The sequence below is a fragment of the Azospirillum sp. TSH64 genome (assembly GCF_003116035.1).
In the GTDB taxonomy this organism is placed as follows: domain Bacteria; phylum Pseudomonadota; class Alphaproteobacteria; order Azospirillales; family Azospirillaceae; genus Azospirillum.
In genome coordinates, this window is the sequence record NZ_LGQW01000015.1 from 3,405,797 (window position 1) to 3,424,635 (window position 18,839).

The 18,839-nt window shown below is 67.9% G+C and carries 14 protein-coding genes; 5 read left to right on the forward strand and 9 right to left on the reverse strand.

What is annotated here, in order from left to right:
* Positions 1–17: 17 nt before the first annotated feature.
* From TSH64_RS16945 to TSH64_RS16975, 7 genes are read right to left on the reverse strand one after another with little or no spacing between them, the layout of a single operon-like run.
* Positions 18–755: a fumarylacetoacetate hydrolase family protein gene (locus TSH64_RS16945; RefSeq protein ID WP_109446622.1), complete on the reverse strand. Its 738-nt coding sequence runs from the start codon at positions 753–755 to the stop codon at positions 18–20.
* Complete coding sequence (locus TSH64_RS16950) at positions 752–1,825, reverse strand: LacI family DNA-binding transcriptional regulator (RefSeq protein WP_109446624.1); 1,074 nt, start codon at positions 1,823–1,825, stop codon at positions 752–754. The genes TSH64_RS16945 and TSH64_RS16950 overlap by 4 nt, the downstream gene beginning before the upstream one ends.
* A 12-nt stretch (positions 1,826–1,837) precedes the next feature.
* Positions 1,838–2,776 carry a 2-hydroxyacid dehydrogenase gene (locus tag TSH64_RS16955; RefSeq protein ID WP_109446626.1) on the reverse strand — a complete coding sequence of 313 codons (939 nt, stop codon included), beginning with the start codon at positions 2,774–2,776 and terminating at the stop codon, positions 1,838–1,840.
* Positions 2,777–2,806: 30 nt separating this feature from the next.
* A complete protein-coding gene (locus TSH64_RS16960; RefSeq protein WP_282188109.1) occupies positions 2,807–3,595 on the reverse strand; it encodes an amino acid ABC transporter ATP-binding protein in 789 nt (262 codons plus the stop codon).
* Positions 3,596–3,648: 53 nt separating this feature from the next.
* Positions 3,649–4,458 (reverse strand): transporter substrate-binding domain-containing protein, encoded by an 810-nt coding sequence (locus TSH64_RS16965; RefSeq protein WP_109446628.1) that lies wholly within the window; start codon positions 4,456–4,458, stop codon positions 3,649–3,651.
* A 35-nt stretch (positions 4,459–4,493) separates the two neighbouring features.
* Positions 4,494–5,147 (reverse strand): amino acid ABC transporter permease, encoded by a 654-nt coding sequence (locus TSH64_RS16970; protein ID WP_109048219.1) that lies wholly within the window; start codon positions 5,145–5,147, stop codon positions 4,494–4,496.
* A 13-nt stretch (positions 5,148–5,160) separates the two neighbouring features.
* On the reverse strand, positions 5,161–5,835 hold the full coding sequence (locus TSH64_RS16975; protein ID WP_109446630.1) for an amino acid ABC transporter permease: 675 nt from the start codon (positions 5,833–5,835) through the stop codon (positions 5,161–5,163).
* 332 nt (positions 5,836–6,167) lie between these two features.
* On the opposite strand from TSH64_RS16975, the gene TSH64_RS16980 reads away from it, so the two are divergent.
* Complete coding sequence (locus tag TSH64_RS16980) at positions 6,168–7,640, forward strand: MFS transporter (protein ID WP_109446632.1); 1,473 nt, start codon at positions 6,168–6,170, stop codon at positions 7,638–7,640.
* A gap of 28 nt (positions 7,641–7,668) precedes the next feature.
* Here the strand turns inward: TSH64_RS16980 and TSH64_RS16985 are convergent, their stop codons facing one another.
* Complete coding sequence (locus TSH64_RS16985; RefSeq protein WP_247872990.1) at positions 7,669–8,385, reverse strand: TetR/AcrR family transcriptional regulator; 717 nt, start codon at positions 8,383–8,385, stop codon at positions 7,669–7,671.
* A gap of 303 nt (positions 8,386–8,688) precedes the next feature.
* Between TSH64_RS16985 and TSH64_RS16990 the strand changes: the two genes are divergently transcribed.
* Both TSH64_RS16990 and TSH64_RS16995 read left to right on the forward strand, forming a co-directional pair.
* Positions 8,689–9,894 (forward strand): efflux RND transporter periplasmic adaptor subunit, encoded by a 1,206-nt coding sequence (locus TSH64_RS16990; RefSeq protein WP_109446634.1) that lies wholly within the window; start codon positions 8,689–8,691, stop codon positions 9,892–9,894.
* 17 nt (positions 9,895–9,911) lie between these two features.
* Complete coding sequence (locus tag TSH64_RS16995; protein WP_109446636.1) at positions 9,912–13,064, forward strand: efflux RND transporter permease subunit; 3,153 nt, start codon at positions 9,912–9,914, stop codon at positions 13,062–13,064.
* 5 nt (positions 13,065–13,069) lie between these two features.
* Here the strand turns inward: TSH64_RS16995 and TSH64_RS17000 are convergent, their stop codons facing one another.
* A complete protein-coding gene (locus TSH64_RS17000) occupies positions 13,070–15,856 on the reverse strand; it encodes a PAS domain-containing protein (protein ID WP_109446638.1) in 2,787 nt (928 codons plus the stop codon).
* Positions 15,857–16,140: 284 nt separating this feature from the next.
* Between TSH64_RS17000 and TSH64_RS17005 the strand changes: the two genes are divergently transcribed.
* Together TSH64_RS17005 and TSH64_RS17010 are read left to right on the forward strand one after the other, a co-directional pair.
* Positions 16,141–17,397 carry a sodium:proton antiporter gene (locus TSH64_RS17005; protein ID WP_109446640.1) on the forward strand — a complete coding sequence of 419 codons (1,257 nt, stop codon included), beginning with the start codon at positions 16,141–16,143 and terminating at the stop codon, positions 17,395–17,397.
* Between the two features lie 137 nt (positions 17,398–17,534).
* The gene (locus TSH64_RS17010) at positions 17,535–18,533 is read left to right on the forward strand and encodes an LLM class flavin-dependent oxidoreductase (RefSeq protein WP_109446642.1); all 999 of its coding nucleotides are present in this window, start codon (positions 17,535–17,537) and stop codon (positions 18,531–18,533) included.
* Positions 18,534–18,839 lie beyond the last annotated feature (306 nt).

Sequence of the window (18,839 nt, forward strand, 5' to 3'; positions counted from 1 at the left end):
GCCCGCGACCTCTTCGCTCAGTCGACCTTCAGCGTGATGGTGCCCATGGTGCCGTAGCGGGCGACCGACTTGCTGCCCGGCTCGACGAAGATGGTGCCGGTGCAGGAACCGGTTGTCACCACCTCGCCCTCATGCAGGCCGCCGAAGCTGCGGGCGCCGACATTGGCCATCCACACCAGCAGGCGGACCGGATCGCCGGCGCTGTTGCCGCCGACGACATCGACCTTGGTCTCGCCGTCGATCTCCAGCGTCACCGTTTCCTTGACCGGGTCGAGCGCACGCCAGTCGGCGATGGCCGGGCCGACGATCAGGGCGCCGTGGTTGAACTGGTCGGCCATGTGGCTCAGCCGGTCCTGGCTGCCGAAACCGGCGAAGCGGGTGTCGACGATCTCCCAGGCGGGATGGACCGAGGCGACGGCGGCCAGAACCTCTTCCCGGCTGTAGGGCTGCTCGCGCACCGGCAGGTCGCGGGCGAAGCGGTAGGCGATCTCCGCCTCCACGCCGATGACCTGGAAGATCTTGGCCGGCAGGTAATCGGTGTTCTCGAAGACGGTGGCGGCGTTGATCGGCGCGCGGAACGGCTCGGCGTCGGGCGTGGCGGCGCCGACCTTCCAGGCGGTGACGGGGCCCAGGCGGCGGGCGACGGCGTCCTGGATCTCGTAGGCCTCCGCTTCGGTGGCGGGGCGGTTGTCCAGCCCGGTCAGCCACTGGTGGGTCTCGCGCGCCTCGATCAGGGCCTCGACGGTATCGGTCATGACAAATCTCTGTGATGGAGGGAAGAGGAGGGGGAGCCGCAGGATTGGCGGACGACCAGCCGGCCCGGCAGGATGATCCGCTCGGGCGGGCCCAGCGGGTCGGCGATCCGGCGCAGCAGCAGCCGGGCGGCCTCCTGCCCGATCTGCCTTGCCGAGGTGGCGACGGTGGTCAGCGCCGGCCGGCTGAGCGCCGCTTCCGGCACATCGTCGAAACCGGTGACGGCCAGATCGCGCCCGGCCCTCAGGCCGCGCGCCTCCAGCCCCAGCATCAGCCCGAGCGCCACCACGTCGTTGTAGCAGAGCGCCGCCGTGGGTGTCTGCGGACTATTCAGCAGATCCTTGGCAATCCCGGCACCCGACCGCCGGGTCAGCGGGCAGCGCAGCACCAGATCGTCGGCCAGCCCGTGCCGCCGCATCGCCGCGGTGAAGCCGGCATGGCGCCCGGCGTAGGCGGAATGGTCCAAGGTGCCGCCGACGAAGGCGATCCGCCGATGGCCCAGCGCGACGAGATGGTCGACGACCGTCTCGATGCCCGCCTGATAATCGACGCCGGCATAATCCCGCACGCGGTCGGCAGCCAGGCTGTCCGGGACGAAGCGCAGGGCCTGCACGCAGGGCAGCCGCCAGCCGTCCAGCCGGTCGAGCAGCCCGCTGTCCGTCCCGGCGGCCGGGCAGAGGATCACCCCGTCGACATTGTGCTCCCGCATCCGCTGGAGGAAGCGGTCCTGGCGCTCCGGCTGCTCGGCGGTGTTGGCGATGAAGGCGACGAAGCCTTCGGTGTCCAGCACGTCGTCGACCCCCGCCGTCAACTCGGCATAGAAGGGGTTGTTCAGTTCGCAGACCAGCAGACCGACCGTCTGGGTGCGGGTGGCGCGCAGGTTGGCGGCGCCGCGGTTGTAGATGTAGCCGAGCGCCGCCATGGCGGCCTGGACCCGCTCCCGCGTTTCCGCCGCCACCAGCGGGCTGCCGCGCAGCACCAGCGACACGGTCGAGCGCGACACCCCGGCATGGCCGGCGACCTCCGTCAGGGTGACGCTTCCAGGTTTCTGGCTATCGCGCGGCTTGGCCAAGACGGGAGTGCCTCACACCACGGCGGTCGGCGGCGGCCGGCCGGCGAAGAAGGCCTCCAGATTGTCGAGCACCAGCTGCCCCATCGCCATCCGCGTCTCCACCGTGGCGCTGGCCTGATGCGGCTGGAGCACGACGTTGCCGAGGCCGTAGAAGCCTTCCGGCACGTTCGGCTCGTCGGCGAAGACGTCCAGCGCGGCGCCGCCGATCCGGCCCTCGGTCAAGGCCGCCAGCAGCTCGGGCTCGTCCACCACGCTGCCGCGGGCGACATTGACCAGCAGCCCGTCGGGTCCGAGCGCATCCAGCACGGCGCGGCCGACCATGTTGCGGGCATCCGGCCCGGCCGAGGCCGCCACCATCAGGATGTCGCTCTCGCGCGCCAGATCGACCGGCGAGGAGACGAAGCGGTAGGACACGCCGTCGCGCGGCTTGCGGTTGGTGTAGGCGATGGTCATGCCGAAGGCTTCGGCCCGCTTGGCGATGGCCTCGCCGATGCGGCCCAGACCCAGCACGCCCAGCCGCTTGCCGCTGACCTTGCGGGCGAGCGGCAGCTTGCCCGTCGGCCATTGCCCGGCGCGGACGAAGCGGTCGCCCACCATCATCCGGCGCGACCCGGCGATCATCAGCCCGATGGCGAGATCGGCCACATCGTCGGTCAGCACGTCCGGCGTGTTGCTGACGCGCACGCCGCGGCCGCGGCAATGCTCCAGATCGACCGCATCGGTGCCGACGCCGTTGATTGCGACGATCCCCAGATGGGGCAGGGCGTCGACCACCGCGTTCTTCACGCCGGTGCCGCCGCCGGTGACGACGGCGCGCACCCGGCCGGCGACCTCGGCGATCAGCCGGTCGCGATCCGGGGCGGCGGACAGGCGGTGGACGGTGTAGGCCGCGTCCAGAGCCTGCTCGATGGCGGGCATCATGGGTTCGACCAGCAGGATTTCGGGCTTCATCGCAACTCGTCCTTGGTGGAACAGAATGTCTTAATGGGCCAGGATCTGGCCGAGGAAGCTCCGCGTCCGCTCCGATTTCGGGGCGGTGAAGAACTCCTCCGGCGTGTTCTGCTCGACGATCTCGCCGCGGTCCATGAAGATGACGCGGTGGGCGACCGATTTGGCGAAGCCCATCTCGTGCGTCACACACAGCATGGTCATGCCGTCCTCGGCCAGACCGATCATGGTGTCCAGCACCTCCTTGACCATCTCCGGGTCGAGAGCGGAGGTCGGCTCGTCGAACAGCATCACCTTCGGGTTCATGCAGAGCGACCGCGCGATGGCGACGCGCTGCTGCTGGCCGCCCGACAGCTGGCCGGGGTATTTGTCGGCCTGTTCGGGGATGCGCACCCGCTCCAGATAGCGCATGGCGGTGGCCTTCGCCTCGGCCTTGGTCGTGCCGCGCACCTTCAACGGCGCCAGCATGCAGTTCTCCAGCACGGTCAGATGCGGGAACAGGTTGAAGCTCTGGAACACCATGCCGACCTCGCGCCGGACCAGGTCCAGCTGGCGGTGGTGCGGGCCGAGTTCGACGCCGTTGACGGTGATGCGGCCCTTCTGGTGGCGTTCCAGCTGGTTGATGCAGCGGATCAGGGTCGATTTGCCCGATCCGGACGGGCCGCAGATGACAATGCGCTCGCCCCGGTGGACCTCCAGGTCGATGTCCTTCAGCACCTGGAACTGATCGTACCATTTCTGGACGCCTTCCATGCGGATGACGACATCCGCGCTCATCGCAGGTGCTATGCCGTTGCGCGTCGGTTCGGTCGCCAGTGCCATGGTCCTGTCCTCCACCGGGGTTTGCGCTACACTCGTCTTAGGACTTGCTGGCCTCAGGATTTGCTGGCGGTGACCGCCGACGGCAGGTCGGTTCCCAGCCACTTCTGGTGGATGGCGTTCAGCTCGCCGTTCTTCTTCACGGTGTCGAGGAAGCCGTTGACCCAGCCCATCAGCTTGTCCTGGCCCTGGCGCAGGGCCACGCCCTGGACCTGGCTCTTGAGGACGAACTTCATCTCGTAATTGGCCTGGGGCGCCATCGTCTTGATCTGCTGGGCCACCACGTTGCTGACGCCCAGCGCATCGACCTGACCGGACAGCAGGGCCTGCACGGCGCTGGCGTCGTCGTCGAAGCGCATGATGCGGGCATCCTTCGGCGCCACCGCGGTCAGCGACTGGTCTTGCGTGCTGGCGCGGGCGACGCCGACGCTCTTGCCCGACAGATCCTCGGCCTTCGCGACCGGCGACTTCTGCGTGGCGAGCAGCCCGATCTCGATGGCGGCATAGGGCTCGGAGAAGGCGACCTGCTTGGCGCGCTCCGGCGTGATGCCGAGCGAGGCGACGAGAACGTCGACCTTGCCGGTCAGCAGGTAGGGGATGCGGTTCGGCCCGGTCACCGGCACGATGTCCACCGGCACACCCATATGCTTGGCCATCAGCTTGGCGACGTCGGCGTCATAGCCGTCCGGCTTGCCGTCGGAGCTGGTGATGCCGAAGGGCGGGAAATCGACCAGCATGCCGATGGTCAGCTTGCCCTTGCCCTTGATGTCCTCGACGCTCTGGGCGTGAGCGGTGGCGGTCAGGCCAATTGCGGCGGTCATCAGGGCGCCGGCGACGACCAGGCGGCGGGTGACGGTGAAGGCCATGGGTGTTTCCTCCGAGTGCGGGTGTTTTTTGAGGTTTAGCGAGATGGGGCGGCGTAACGGGCTTCCAGCCGCTGGCTCAGCAGCGACAGCGGCCAGCACAGCGCGAAATAGATCGCGGCGACGATGCCGAAGACCAGGAAGGGCTGGAAGGTGGCGTTGTTGACGATCTGGCCGGCGCGGGTCAGCTCGACGAAGCCGATGATGGCGGCCAGCGAGGTGCCCTTGATCACCTGAACCAGATAGCCCACGGTCGGCGGCACCGCGACCTTCACCGCCTGCGGCAGGATCACGTAGCGCATCAGGCCGGGATAGCGCAGGCCGAGCGACGAGGCCGCCTCCCACTGGCCGCGCGGCACCGACTGGATGCAGCCGCGCCAGATCTCGCCCAGGAAGGCGCTGGTGTTCAGAGTCAGACCGACCGCCGCGGCGACCCACGGGCTCATGTCGATGCCGATCACGGTGGCGCCGAAGAACACCAGGAACAGCTGCATCAGCAGCGGCGTGCCCTGGAACAGCTGGATGTAGCCGGTGGCGAGCAGGCGCAACGGCTTCACGTCCGACGTGCGGCCGAGCGCCACGAACAGCCCGACGATGCCGCCGCCGATGAAGGCGATGACCGACAGCATCAGCGTCCATTGCACGGCGCTGAGCAGGAACAGGAATTCGTTGTACCCGAAGGCGCGGATCATGGGATGGCCTCCTTCAGCGCCGATCGATGGAATAGGCGAAGGCCAGCCGGTAGATGCCGGCGAACAGGGCCGAGAACATCAGCGCCAGCACCAGATAGACCCCGGTCACGACGATGTAGATCTCGAAGCTGCGGAAGGTCTGCGACTGGATGTTGTTGGCGACCGAGGTCAGCTCGTCGGCGGAGATGGCGGACACCACGCTGGAACTCAGCATCAGCAGGATGAACTGGCTGGTCAGCGCCGGATAGACCGTGCGCAGGGCCGGCTTCAGCACGATGTGGCGGAAGACCTGCAACGGCCTGAGGCCCAGCGCCAGCCCGGCCTCGATCTGGCCCTTGTGGATGGATTCGATGCCGGCGCGGATGATCTCGGTGGCGTAGGCGCCGACATTGACGACCATGGCGATCAGCGCCGCCATGTCCGGCGACAGCCGGAGCCCGACGGTCGGCAATCCGAAGAAGATCAGGAAGATCTGCACCAGGAAGGGCGTGTTGCGGATGACCTCGATGTAGGCGTTGATCGCCCAGCGCACCGGCTTCGGCCCGGAGGTCTTGCCGAGCGCGCAGAGGATGGCGACCACCATGCCGATGGCCATGGCGCCGAACGACAGCCTGACGGTCAGCCATGCCCCGTCGAGCAGATAGTCCCAGGACGCGAACACCGCGTCGAATTGAAAATCATAGGTCACGGGCGTTCCTCCGCACCCGCGTCGCGCCGCCCTCCGGGAATTGCTTTCGGAAGGCTCGGCGTCGCACGGATTGCCTTTGTCCGCTCAGGTCTTGTCGTCCGGGATCATGCCCGGACCGCAGGACGCATCGCTGCGTTCCAACTGCCGACACACGCTAATTGGATCGATCCAAAAGCGCAATGGGAAATGAGGAGAGTCATGACAATTCGCATGGCAGATATTTGATGGCGCCTTGCGGGTTCGGAAACCTTCCGGCGGCACGCCGTGTTTTCACAGGCACGCAACCTGCCGCCAGCCCTGGGGAGCCAACCCGACATGACCGCTGCCCCGACATGAACCCTGCAAACAGCGCCGCCGCGGTGAGCAGCCTGGTGCCGGCCAGGATGGACCGGCTGCCCTGGGCGCGCTTCCACTGGATGGTGGTGATCGGGCTGGGGGTCAGCTGGATCCTGGACGGCATCGAAATCCAGCTGATCTCGGCCTCCGGCTATAAGGAGAGCCTCGGCATGTCGAGCGCCGAGGTCGGGCTGGCCGGCACCATCTATCTGATGGGGCAGGTGGTCGGCGCGCTGGTCTTCGGCCGGCTGACCGACCGTTGGGGGCGCAAGCGGCTGTTCATCACCACGCTGGCGCTCTACCTGATCGCGTCCGGCATCGCCGGCTTCGCCTGGACGCCCTGGTTCCTCTATGTCTGGCGCTTCATCGCCGGGATGGGCATCGGCGGCGAATATGCCGCCGTCAACTCCGCCATCGACGAGCTGATCCCCGCGCGCTTCCGCGGCCGGGTCGACATCGCCGTCAACGGCACCTATTGGGCGGGTGCGATGATCGGTGCTGTCGGCAGCGTCTTCCTGCTCGACCATGCGCTGGTCCCGGAAAATCTCGGCTGGCGCATCGCCTTCTTCATCGGCCCGCTGCTGGGCCTGATCATCATCTATCTGCGCCGGCACATCCCGGAAAGCCCGCGCTGGATGGTCACCCATGGCAGGGAGGCGGAGGCCGAGCGCATCGTCGACGACATCGAGGCCAGCGTGCTGGGGCAGGGCAAGACGCTGGCGCCGGTCGATCCGAAGCGGGCCATGCACATCGTCCCGGAAGACTCGGTGTCCTACGCGCAGCTGGTCGACGTCTTCTTCCGGCAGTACCCGACGCGCACCGTCCTGGGCGTGACGATGATGGTGACCCAGTCCTTTCTCTACAACGCGATCTTCTTCACCTACGCGCTGGTCCTGCAGAATTTCTACCATCTCGACCCGTCGCAGACGGCGCTCTATTTCTTCCCCTTCGCCGCCGGCAACCTGATCGGGCCGCTGCTGCTGGGGCCGCTGTTCGATACGGTGGGGCGGCGCCGGATGATCTTCGGCACCTATCTGCTGGCGGGAACGGTGCTGCTGGTCTCCGCTTTCCTGTTCCGCCAGGGGGTGCTGACCGCGAACACGCACACGATCTTCTGGTGCGTGTCCTTCTTCTTCGCCTCGGCCGGCGCCTCGTCGGCCTATCTGACGGTCAGCGAGATCTTCCCGCTGGAGGTCCGGGCGCAGGCGATCTCCTATTTCTTCGCCATCGCCCAGGTGGTGGGCTCCACCGGTCCGCTGCTGTTCGGCTGGCTGGTGGGGGAGGGGACGGAGCGCGACCCGCTGTTCTGGGGCTATGTGCTGGGATCGGTGGTGATGATGGTCGGCGGGGTGGTGGCGCTGGTCTATGGCGTCGATGCCGAAGGCAAGGGGCTGGAGGACATCGCCGAACCGCTGACCAAGGCCGGCCGCGACCGCGGGGTGGGGGATACCGCGGCGGAGACGATTTGAAAGGCGGCGATTTGAGGTTTCCCTCCCCTCAGGCCGCCTTGGTCACCCTCGCGCATGCCCCGTTCAGGAAAAGGCGCACCGCCTGCCGGACATAGCGGTCGAGGTCGGGGATGGCCGGCGCGCTCTGGGGCAGGATCAGGCGGCGGACCAGCAGGTTGCCGGTGACCATGCCCAGGAAGGCCTGTGCTGCGGCGGCCGGGTCGTCGATGCTGAGATCGCCGCTGTCCGACAGCCGTTGCAAGTAATCGGCCAGCCGGGCGATGGCGTTCTCCGGCCCGATGCGGAAGAAGGCTTCGGTGATGTCGGGCACGCGGTCGCCCTCCGCGATCAGGATGCGGACGGTGGCGGTCGTCTCCTCGTTCAGCAGCGCTTTCACCAAGTGCAGCGCGAAGGCGGTCAGCCCGGCTTCCGGCGTCACCCGCTCGTCGGCCTGGGCGGGGGCGAGGCCGGAGAGGATCATGGCGTTGTCCTCCTCCATGATCGCGCGGAACAGCCCCTCCTTGTCGCCGAAATGCTCGTAGAGCGTGGCGCGCGACCCGCCGGCGACAGAGATGATGTCGCTCAGCGTCGTCTTCTCGAACCCCTTCTCGACAAACAGGCGCCGCGCCGCCGTCAGGATCGCCTGCCGGCGCGCCATGCCGCGCGGCCCGCAGGTGGCCGGCCCGCAAGGCGGCCCAGCCATCTGCACGGCGGATTGCCGCTGGCCGGAGCTGGGGCTGATCCGGGCCTTATGGCTGTTGGTCATCTCGCTTTTCCTTCCGGCCTGTCGGTTCCAGCCGGCCCGAGTCCGAACACGCTCTCGAACAGGACCGCAGGGTCTTGCCGTATGGCTGTCGAGGATGACTTTCCATGTTCCAGCCCCATATCGGGCATTTGCGGAACCCCCTTGCGCGGTGCAGCATTCTGAATGTATCGTCTGGTACACTGTACTGTATGAGACAGTACTAAGCAACGGGGATGTGCCGGACCGCCTGACCCCGCAGCGTATAGCAGAGCGTGCAGCAGGGAGACGGGTCCGCCGACGTGCGGCGCCGAGACGAGGAAACAGATGTCCAGTTCCAAGCCATTCATGACGTTGGCCGCGGCGGCCTGCCTGATCGCGGTGCTCGCCGGCTGCAACCAGCAGAAGCAGGCCTCCGGCCAGCCCCAGGGTGCCGGCGGCCCCCCCGAGGTTTCGGTCGCCACCATCGAGCCGCAGCGCCTGCCGGTGACCACCGAGCTTCCGGGCCGCACCGCCCCCTACCGGGTGGCGGAAATCCGCCCGCAGGTCAGCGGCATCGTGCTGAAGCGCCTGTTCCGCGAGGGCAGCGAGGTCAAGGCGGGCGATCAGCTCTACCAGATCGACCCCGCCACCTACGAGGCGTCGCTGGCGAGCGCCCAGGCCGACGTGCAGAAGGCGGAGGCCAATCTCCAGGCCGCCCGCAACAAGGCGTCGCGCTATGGCGATCTGGTCAAGAACAGCGTGGTCAGCAAGCAGGACTTCGACGACGTCCAGGCCTCGCTGAAGCAGAACGAGGCGCAGGTCGCCTCCGCCAAGGCCGCCTACAACCTTGCCAGCATCAACCTGAACTACACCAAGGTCTTCGCCCCGATCTCCGGCCGCATCGGCAAGTCGGCGGTGACGGAAGGCGCGCTGGTCACCTCCAACCAGGCGACGGCGCTCGCCACCATCCAGCAGTTCGACCCGATCTATGTCGACGTGACGCAGACCGCCTCGCAGCTGATGAAGCTGCGCGAGGACATGGAAACCGGCCGCATCCGCCCGGCCGAACCCGGCAAGATCCCGGTGACGCTGTTCCTGAACAGCAACGCCAGCGGCGACGACACCGCCTATCCGGCGAAGGGCGAGCTGCAATTCGCCGACGTGACGGTGGATTCCGGCACCAGCTCGGTCCAGCTGCGCGCGGTCTTCCCCAACCCGAACAAGCAGCTGCTGCCCGGTCTGTTCGTCCGCGCCCGCGTCGAGCAGGGGGTGGCGGAGAACGCCATCACCGTGCCGCAGGCCGCGGTGGCCCGGTCGCCGGACGGCTCCGCCCGCGTCTGGGTGGTGGGCGCCGACAACAAGGCGAACCCGCGCACCATCAAGACCGAACGCCCGGTCGGCAATGTCTGGCTGGTGTCGGACGGGCTGGCCCCCGGCGAGCGCGTGGTGGTGGAAGGGCTGCAAAAGCTGAAGCCGGGTGCTGAGGTGAAGCCGGTGCCCGCCCAGAACGCGCTGGCCGCATTGCCTGAAAAGGCCGCCTCGGCCCGCTGATCCCAGGAACCGTCCCCATGTCGAAATTCTTCATCGACCGCCCGGTCTTCGCCTGGGTCATCGCCATCGTCATCATGATGGCGGGTGCGCTGGCGATCCTGCGGCTGCCCGTCGAGCAATATCCGAAGATCGCACCGCCGACGGTGTCGATCACCGCCAGCTATCCCGGCGCCTCGGCCAAGACGCTGGAGGACACGGTCACCCAGGTCATCGAACAGAAGATGACCGGGCTCGACCATTTCCGCTACATGTCCTCCAACAGCGACTCCTCCGGCAACGTCACCATCACCCTGACCTTCGAGCCGGAGGCCAACCCCGACATCGCCCAGGTCCAGGTCCAGAACAAGCTGCAGCTGGCGACGCCGCTGCTGCCGCAGGAGGTCCAGCAGCGCGGCATCCAGGTGTCGAAGGCCGGCAACGACTTCCTGCTGGTGGTCGGCTTCGTCTCCAGCGACGGGCGCCTCAGCCAGGGCGACATCGCCGACTACGTCACCTCCAACCTTCAGGACACGCTGAGCCGCGTCGAAGGTGTCGGCGACATCACCGTCTTCGGGCCGCAGCATGCCATGCGCATCTGGCTCGACCCCGACGCGCTGAACAACTTCGCGCTGACCACCACCGACGTCTCCAACGCGATCAAGACCCAGAACGCCCAGGTCTCCGCCGGCCAGCTCGGCGGCGCCCCGGCGGTCCAGGGCCAGCAGATCAACGCCACCATCAGCGCCCAGTCGCGGCTCCAGACGCCGGAGCAGTTCGGCGCCATCCTGCTGCGGGTGAACCCCGACGGGTCGCAGGTGCGGCTGCGCGACGTGGCGCGGATCGAGATCGGCTCCGAGACCTACGAGATCAACGCCGCCTACAACGGCAAGCCGGCGGCCGGCGTCGGAATCAAGCTGGCGACCGGCGCCAACGCGCTCAACACCGCCGCCGCGGTCAAGGCGCGGGTGGCGGAACTCCAGCCCTTCTTCCCGGCGGGCATCGAGGTCATCTACCCCTACGACACGACGCCCTTCGTCCAGCTGTCGATCCACGAGGTGATCAAGACGCTGTTCGAGGCCATCGTCCTCGTCTTCGTCGTGATGTACCTGTTCCTGCAGAACTTCCGCGCGACGCTGATCCCGACCATCGCGGTGCCGGTGGTGCTGCTCGGCACCTTCGGCGTGATGTCGGCCTTCGGCTTCTCCATCAACGTGCTGACCATGTTCGGCATGGTGCTGGCGATCGGCCTGCTGGTCGACGACGCCATCGTCGTGGTGGAGAATGTCGAGCGCGTGATGGGCGAGGAGGGGCTCCCCCCGCGCGAGGCGACGCGCAAGTCGATGGACCAGATCACCGGCGCGCTGGTCGGCATCGCGCTGGTGCTGTCGGCGGTGTTCGTGCCGATGGCCTTCTTCGGCGGCTCGGCCGGCGCCATCTACCGCCAGTTCTCGCTGACCATCGTCTCGGCGATGGCGCTGTCGGTGCTGGTCGCGCTGGTGCTGACCCCGGCGCTCTGCGCCACCCTGCTGAAGCCGGTCGCCAATCATGGAGAGGGACACGGCCACGCCCGCGGCGGCTTCTTCGGCCTGTTCAACCGCGGCTTCGACGCCGGCAGCCGGGTCTATGTCCGCGGCGTGCGCGGCGCGGTGAACCGGCTGGGCCGCTACTTCATCGCCTATGCGCTGATCCTGGGCGGGCTGGGCTATCTGTTCGTGCAGATGCCGTCCTCCTTCCTGCCGACGGAGGATCGCGGCCAGCTGTTCGTGCTGTGGTCGGCGCCGCCGAACGCCAGCTCCCAGCGCACGGCCGAGACCGCCAAGGCCGTCACCGCCTACATGCTGGAAAAGGAGAAGGACAGCGTCGAGGGTCTGTTCACCATCGTCGGCTTCAACTTCTCCGGCCGCGGCCAGAATGCCGGCATGGCCTTCGTCCGGCTGAAGGACTGGAGCGAGCGCACCCAGGCGTCGCAGAAGCCGCAGGCCATCGCCGGCCGGGTGATGGGGGCGATGTCGAAGCTGAAGGACGCGGTGCTCTTCTCCTTCCTGCCGCCGTCGGTTCCCGGCCTCGGCAACGCCACCGGCTTCGACCTTCAGCTGGTCGACCGCGGCGGGCTGGGCCATGACCGGCTGATGCAGGCGCGCAACCAGCTGCTGGGGGCTGCGGCGCAGAATCCGAAGCTGGTCGGCGTCCGTCCCAACGGGCTGGAGGACACCCCGCAGTTCAAGCTGGACATCGACCGCGAGAAGGCGAGCGCGCTCGGCCTGTCGCTCAGCGACATCAACACGACGCTGTCGGCGGCCTGGGGCTCGTCCTACGTCAACGACTTCATCGACCAGGGCCGGGTGAAGAAGGTCTATCTCCAGGCCGACGCGCCCTACCGCATGCAGCCCAGCGACATCGACCGCTGGTATGTGCGCAACGCCAGCGGCCAGATGGTCCCCTTCTCCGCCTTCACCACGGCGCAGTGGATCTACGGCTCGCCGAAGCTGGAGCGCTACAACGGCTCCTCGTCGCTGAACATCCAGGGATCGGCCGCACCGGGCATCAGCTCGGGCGAGGCGATGACCGAGATGGAGACGCTGATGCAGAAACTGCCGCCGGGCATCGGCTACGAGTGGACCGGCCTGTCCTACGAGGAGCGGCTCAGCGGCTCGCAGGCGCCGGCGCTCTACGCCCTGTCGATGATCATCGTCTTCCTCTGCCTGGCCGCCCTCTATGAGAGCTGGTCGGTGCCGGTGTCGGTCATCCTGGTTGTGCCGCTGGGCGTCATCGGCGCCGTCATCGCGGCGACGCTGCGCGGCCTGCCGAGCGACGTCTATTTCCAGGTCGGCCTGCTGACCACCATCGGCCTGTCGGCGAAGAACGCCATCCTGATCGTGGAGTTCGCCAAGGCGCTCTACGACCAGGGGATGGAGTTGAAGGAAGCCGCGGCGGAGGCCTGCCGTCAGCGCCTGCGCCCCATCATCATGACCTCGATGGCCTTCATCCTCGGCGTGCTGCCGCTGGCGATCAGCACCGGCGCCGGGTCGGAAAGCCAGAACGCCATCGGCGTCGGCGTGATGGGCGGCATGATCTCCGCCACCGTGCTGGCGGTGCTGTTCGTGCCGGTCTTCTTCGTCGCCGTCTACCGCCTGTTCGTCCGCAGGCGGCCGGGCCATGGCGCCATGCCGCAGCCGGCGGCGGGGGACTGAGGCGGCTAGATCCCCCTCTCTTCCCTGAGTTCCCCCCTCTCCCCCCGGGGAGAGGGGATCTCCATCTCGACCCGCTTCGCTTCCGTCAGCAGCGTGTCCAGCACATCGACCAGATGGTCGATGCGGTAGGGTTTCGGCAGCACCATCACCCCGGTTGCCCGCGCGACCTCCTCGCTGTAGCCGGTCGCCAGAACGACGGGCAGATCGGGCCGGAGCCTCTGCGCGCTCCGCGCCAGATCGACGCCGCTCAGGATGCCGGGCATCACCACGTCGCTGAACAGCAGGTCGAAGCCGCCGGCCTCCAGCAGGGGCAGCGCCTCGTCGGCGGTGGCGGCACGGGTGATGGTGAAGCCGGCATCCTCCAGCGCCGTCGCCACGGTCAGCGCGACGATGGGGTCGTCCTCCACCACCAGCACATGGCCGCCGACCCGGCTGGCGCCGGCCTCCGCCGCCGCCGGTTCCGCCGCCGTCGCCGGGGCGGTGCCGGACCGGCGGATCAGCAGGCCGATGGTGGTGCCGCGCCCTTCCTCGCTCTCGATCCAGACGGTGCCGCCGGAGTGGCGGGCGAAGCCGTAGACCTGCGACAGCCCCAGCCCGCTGCCCTTGCCGATCTCCTTGGTGGTGAAGAAGGGGTCGAAGGCGCGGGCCTGCACCTCGGCCGGCATGCCGGTGCCGGTGTCGCTCACCGTCAGCCGCACGAATTCCCCCGACAGCCCGGTCGGCGCCTGCGGATCGCCGTGCGTCAGGGTGACGTTGGCCGCCCGGATCGACAGCATGCCGCCGTCCGGCATCGCATCGCGCGCGTTGACCACCAGGTTCAGCAGGGCCAGTTCCAACTGCGTCGCATCGACCTCGACCGGCCAAAGCCCGGCGGCGAAATCCACCTCCAGCCGGATGTCGGCGCGCAGGGCCCGGTTCAGCAGTTCCGACATGCCGAGCACGCGGTCGCGCAGATCGACCGTCTCCGGCCGCAGGGCCTGCCGGCGGGCGAAGGCCATCAGCTGCTGCACCAGCTTTGCGCCACGGTCCACCGCCTGCCGGCCGGCATCGACCAGCGGCTGGATGCGCGTGCCCTCCGCCCGCTTCTCGATCATGTGCAGGCAGCCGGACAGCGCCTGGAGCAGGTTGTTGAAGTCGTGGGCGACACCGCCGGTCATCTGGCCCAGCGCCTCGGTCTTCTGCGTCTGCAACAGCGCGATCTGGACGCGCTCGCGCTCCGCCACCTCCTCGGCCACGCGGGCCTCCAGCGTGGCGTTGAGCTGTTGCAGCTCCTCCTCGGCCCGCTTCGCCTCGGTGACGTCGCTGCCCTCGACGAACAGGCCGGTGACGCGGCCGTCCTCGTCCTTGATCGGTTGATAGACGAAGGTGAGGAAACGTTCCTCCAGCGGCTCGCCCGGCCGGCGCTGGATGCGGACCGGCAGATTGCGCCCGACGAAGGTCTCGCCGCTGGCATAGACGCGGTCGAGCAGCTCGAAGAATCCCTGCCCATCGACCTCCGGCAGAGCCTCGCGGGCGGTGCGGTCCAGCAGATCGCGGTTGCCGACCAATTGCAGATAGGTGTCGTTCGCCAACTCGAAGACATGGTCCGGGCCGCGCAGCACGCACATGAAGCCCGGCGCCTGCCGGAACAGGGTGCGCAGCCGCTCCCCCTCCGCGGCCAGCCGGGCGTTGGCCGCCTCCACCGCGGCGCGTTCGCGGATCAGGGCCGCGTTGGCGGCCCGCAAGGCCGACTCGGCAAGGGCGCGCTCGACCGCGGCCCAGGTCCGTTCGGCCACATCCTCCGCCAGGGCGGCATCAGTCTCGGTCCAATGGCGCGCCTTGCCTTCGTGCAGGTAGAGGATGGCGGTCAGCTGTCCCGCCTTCAGCAGCGGCACGACCAGCAGCGCCTGCGCCCCGATCCCGGCGAAGGCCGCCGCCGGCCCGCTTCCGCGGGTGCGGGGATCGGTGGCGACGTCGTCGACGCGCAGGGTGTAACCCGCCCGCAGCTCGGCGATCAGCGCCGGGCCGAAGCTGTCGAGCGGCCGCGACTGGCCGGCGAGGCTTTCAACCCCGCTGTCGCTCCAGTCCCGGTCCACCGAAATCATGGCGCCGCCCGGATCGATCCGGCCATAGCCGGCCCGCGCCACCCGCAGATGGCGGCCGATGGCCTCGGCGGCGGCGGCGGTGATGCCGACCGGATCGTTCATTCCGCGCAGCTTCTCCGCCAGATCGAGCTGGAAGGTCAGCCGCCGTTCGGCCAGCACGCGGGCGGTGTTCTCGGTGCAGGCGCAGAACATGCCGGCGACATGGCCGGCCTCGTCGCGGACCGGGCTGTAGGAGAAGGTGAAATAGGTCTCCTCCCAATAGCCGTGCCGTTCCATGAACAGCTGCAGATCCTGGTGGTAGAACGCCTCGCCGGACAATGCCCGGGCCACAAGAGGGATCAGCTGATGCCAGGTCTCCGCCCACACCTCGGCAAAGGGGCGGCCAAGCGCCTCCGGCTTGTCGCCGAGGATCGGGCGGTAGCTGTCATTGTGGAGGAAGGTCAGTTCCGGCCCCCAGGCCGTGAACATCGGAAAGCTGGAGGTCAGCATCAGGTTGACGGTGGTGCGCAGCGATTGCGGCCAGTCTTCCGGCCGGCCGAGCGGTGTCGCCGACCAGTCCATCTCCCGCATCCGCCGGCCCATCTCGCCGCCGCCGGTAAAGACGTCCGGACCAATGCGGATCCCATTTTCCGTGCCGTCGGGTGCGCGGCCGGGACCTGCGGATTGCCGCAGCCTTGCGGCATCCTGCCAGACCGGGTCGGCCATCATGCGACCGATTTTGCAGCCGCAGCGGTACGGCAACGGTGAGCATAAATTAGAGGAAACATAATAATCCCTGCCCAGATCATGGCGCAAGAATAGGCAATTGCAACAGGGGTGGCAATCGGCACCCTATAACCATTTGGGAGTAGTTGAGCTGAATCCTCATGCGCGCGCGACTTTCGCAGCTCTGCTGATGTTTTCGAGATCATCGCAGCCGATAGCCGTTTCTTGGTCCGGTTGGAAGTTTGTCGGGCGATTGCGCAGCGTGCGCTGCTTTTTGGAGAATGCCTGTGGGTCCGTTTCAACTCTCCGCCATATTGCTGACTCTGGCGGCGATCTTCGGTCTCATCAATCACAGGTGGCTCAGGCTGCCCGGCACCATTTCGCTGTTCTTCCAGGGGCTGGCTCTGACGCTGCTGGTGAGCGGAATCGACGCGGTGGGCTCCAGCCTGGGCGTGGGCGACTGGCTGCGCGGTCTGATCGACCAGATCAGCCTGCCGGCGATCCTGCTCGACGGCATTCTCAGCCTGCTGCTCTACACCGCCGCGGTGAACGAGGATCTGTGCGCCCTGCTGAAGCGGAAATGGACGGTTCTGGCGCTGGCGACGGTGAGCGTCCTTCTGTTCACCGGCCTGATGGGGGTGGGGCTGCACGTCCTGTTTCCGCTGGTCGGGATCGAGGTCCCGCTGATCTGGTGCCTGGTGCTGGGAGCGGCGGTGGCGCCGACCGATCCGGTGGCGGTGCATGGCATCCTGGGGCGGTTGCCGGTTCCCGACACGCTGCGGTCGGTGATTTCCGGCGAAAGCCTGTTCAACGACGGCGCCGGTGTGGTGCTCTTCGTCACGCTGCTCCACCTCGCGACCGGCAGCGAGCAGGACCTGACGGTGGGGGAGGCCGCGCTGGACTTCCTGAAAGAGGCGGTGGGCGGGGCGGCGCTGGGCTTCGTCTGCGGCTGGATCGCCTATCGGGCGAAGCGGCGGGTCGACGAGAGCGTGGTGGAGCTGACCATCTCTCTGGCGCTGGTGCTCGGCACCTATTCGCTGGCCAGCCTGCTCGGCCTGTCCGGCCCCATCGCCGTCGTGGTCGCAGGATTGCTGATCGGCTCCACGACCGGGCGTCATGTGCGCAGCGACGAGAGCCGCCGCGACCTGCAGGTGGTCTGGAGGATGATCGATGCCGTGCTGAACTCGCTGCTGTTCCTGCTGGTGGGGCTGGAGGCGACGGTGGCGATCTCCTGGACGGGGCCATTGCTGCTGGCCGCCGTGCTGGCCGTTCCGCTGGCGCTGGCGGCGCGGATGCTCAGCCTGACGCCGGCCCTGCTCATGCATATGGGGCGGACCGACAAATCCAGCGCGCTGGTCGTCCTGACCTGGGCGGGGCTGCGCGGCGGCGTTGCCGTGGCCCTGGTGCTGTCGCTGCCGGCCAGCCCCTACCGCGATCCCATCCTGGCGGTCTGCTATGTCGCCGTCGCCTTCAGCATTCTTGTGCAGGGACTGACCCTGGAACCCATCGGCCGGCGGCTTTACGGCGGCCGCCAGGATCCCTGACCTCCACCGCACCGTCTTGCCGCACGCAAGGCAGCCGCGCGGGCCCCGGCGTGGAAGCGGCACCTCCGGGACCATACCTTGAATGGCAACCGATGGCCGCATGCCGGCCCCACCCCGTTCCTGTCAGGGTCCGCGCGATGATTCCCTTTTCCGTTCTCGACCTCAGCCCCATCGTCCAGGGGGCGACTGCAGCCGACAGCTTCCGCAACACCCTCGACCTTGCCCGCCATGCGGAGCGGTTGGGCTACAAGCGCTATTGGCTGGCCGAGCACCACAACATGCCGGGCATCGCCAGTGCGGCGACCGCCGTGGTGATCGCCCATGTCGCCGCCGGCACCTCGACGATCCGCGTCGGGTCGGGCGGGGTGATGCTGCCCAACCATGCGCCGCTGGTGGTGGCGGAGCAGTTCGGCACGCTGGAGTCGCTTTATCCTGGCCGCATCGACCTCGGGCTCGGCCGTGCGCCCGGCACCGACATGATGACGGCGCGGGCGCTGCGCCGCGACATGACCGACAGCAGCGACCGCTTCCCGCAGGATGTCGTCGAACTGCAGATGTATTTCGAGGAGCCGGAGGCCAACCAGCGCATCCGCGCCGTGCCGGGGGCCGGGTTGAAGGTGCCCCTGTGGCTGCTGGGCTCCAGCCTGTTCAGCGCGCAGCTGGCGGCGATGCTGGGTCTGCCCTTCGCCTTCGCCTCCCACTTCGCGCCCGACATGCTGATGGAGGCGCTGGCGATCTACCGCGCCCGCTTCGAGCCGTCGGCGACGCTCGACAAGCCGCACGCCATGGTCGCCGCCAACATTTTCGCCGCCGACACCGAGGCCGAGGCGCGGCGCATCTTCTCTTCCGCCCAGCAGCAGTTCGCCAACCTGCGCCGCGGCACGCCGGGCAAGCTGCCGCCGCCGGTGGACGACATCGAGTCCTGGTGGAGCAGCCCGGCGGAGAAGATGATGGTGGACCGCGCGCTCGGCACCATGGCCGCGGTCGGCACCCCCGATCAGGTGGCCGCCAAACTGTCGGAGATCGTCCGCGCCACCCAGGCGGACGAGCTGATCCTGGCCGGCCAGATCTACGACCATGCCGCCCGCCTGCGCTCCTTCCAGATCGGGGCGGAGGTGCGTGAGCGGATCGGCTGAAGAAGCGGTCCGGGTAAAAATCGCGAGGGGGCGAAAAAAGCGCTTGCGCCGCATCGGCCAGGCGGCCTATACACCGCCTCCCGCGACGCAGCACGGTTCGACAGAACAGTGACGCTTCAAGGGAAACAGCGGTCCGACCAAGTAACTGCCGAGCACCTCGAAAAAAAGAGGTTGACAGCGAAAGTAAAGACCGCTAAATAAGCCGAACACGACGCGGTGATCCACTAAGGAGCGCCGCTGAAATGTTCGGAAGCGGTGCCTCTGGGTGCTGCGGGTTCTTTGACAAGTTTATACCGTGTTGTGAGA

Coding starts and splice junctions, on each gene's coding strand:
- TSH64_RS16970 (WP_109048219.1), bottom strand. CDS start 5,147: ATGATCCGCGCCTTCGGGTACAACGAATTCCTGTTCCTGCTCAGCGCC.
- TSH64_RS16955 (WP_109446626.1), bottom strand. CDS start 2,776: ATGAAGCCCGAAATCCTGCTGGTCGAACCCATGATGCCCGCCATCGAG.
- TSH64_RS17000 (WP_109446638.1), bottom strand. CDS start 15,856: ATGATGGCCGACCCGGTCTGGCAGGATGCCGCAAGGCTGCGGCAATCC.
- TSH64_RS16980 (WP_109446632.1), top strand. CDS start 6,168: ATGAACCCTGCAAACAGCGCCGCCGCGGTGAGCAGCCTGGTGCCGGCC.
- TSH64_RS16985 (WP_247872990.1), bottom strand. CDS start 8,385: ATGACCAACAGCCATAAGGCCCGGATCAGCCCCAGCTCCGGCCAGCGG.
- TSH64_RS16960 (WP_282188109.1), bottom strand. CDS start 3,595: ATGGCACTGGCGACCGAACCGACGCGCAACGGCATAGCACCTGCGATG.
- TSH64_RS16990 (WP_109446634.1), top strand. CDS start 8,689: ATGTCCAGTTCCAAGCCATTCATGACGTTGGCCGCGGCGGCCTGCCTG.
- TSH64_RS16995 (WP_109446636.1), top strand. CDS start 9,912: ATGTCGAAATTCTTCATCGACCGCCCGGTCTTCGCCTGGGTCATCGCC.
- TSH64_RS16945 (WP_109446622.1), bottom strand. CDS start 755: ATGACCGATACCGTCGAGGCCCTGATCGAGGCGCGCGAGACCCACCAG.
- TSH64_RS17010 (WP_109446642.1), top strand. CDS start 17,535: ATGATTCCCTTTTCCGTTCTCGACCTCAGCCCCATCGTCCAGGGGGCG.
- TSH64_RS16965 (WP_109446628.1), bottom strand. CDS start 4,458: ATGGCCTTCACCGTCACCCGCCGCCTGGTCGTCGCCGGCGCCCTGATG.